We start from the raw sequence: 436 nt of genomic DNA, 5'->3' as shown, positions 1-436 counted from the left end.
GGTCATGGTTGCTGCCTCGTTTGTCAGGAGAGGGCGAGCAATAGGGGCAAGGCAGGGTTCTGCGCTTGGGAAAAGTTGCTAATCTTCCACGCAATGACGACCACCGCGAGAAACCTTGCATCGGGTCGAGACTGGCAGGTGTCCGACGTGATCTGCACCGCCGGCGTCGGCGACAGACCGTTCGAGGAGCAGCACCGCAGCTTCTGCGTCGCAGCCGTGACCAGCGGCACCTTCCGCTATCGCACGCGCCAGGGCACGGCGATGCTGGCTCCTGGCGCCATCCTGCTCGGCAATCCCGGCGCCTGTTATGAGTGCGGGCACGTGCACTGCGCCGGCGACCGCTGCCTCTCCTTCCATTTCGCTCCGGCCTATATGGAACGGATCGCCGCCGGCGTGCCGGGCGCGAGCAAGCTCGATTTCGCAACGCCGCGCCTGC

The 436-nt window shown here is 65.6% G+C and carries 1 protein-coding gene; it reads left to right on the top strand.

Annotated features, from left to right (window positions below; all coding sequences use genetic code 11):
* Window positions 1-93: 93 nt before the first annotated feature.
* The coding region (locus EN850_RS33625) for an AraC family ligand binding domain-containing protein (protein ID WP_348642452.1) at window positions 94-436 on the top strand (343 nt) is incomplete at its 3' end.

Source organism: Mesorhizobium sp. M8A.F.Ca.ET.207.01.1.1 (genome assembly GCF_004794715.1).
GTDB lineage: Bacteria > Pseudomonadota > Alphaproteobacteria > Rhizobiales > Rhizobiaceae > Mesorhizobium.
Note: the sequence above shows the minus strand (reverse complement) of the source record. Positions and strands in the feature narration are given on the sequence as shown.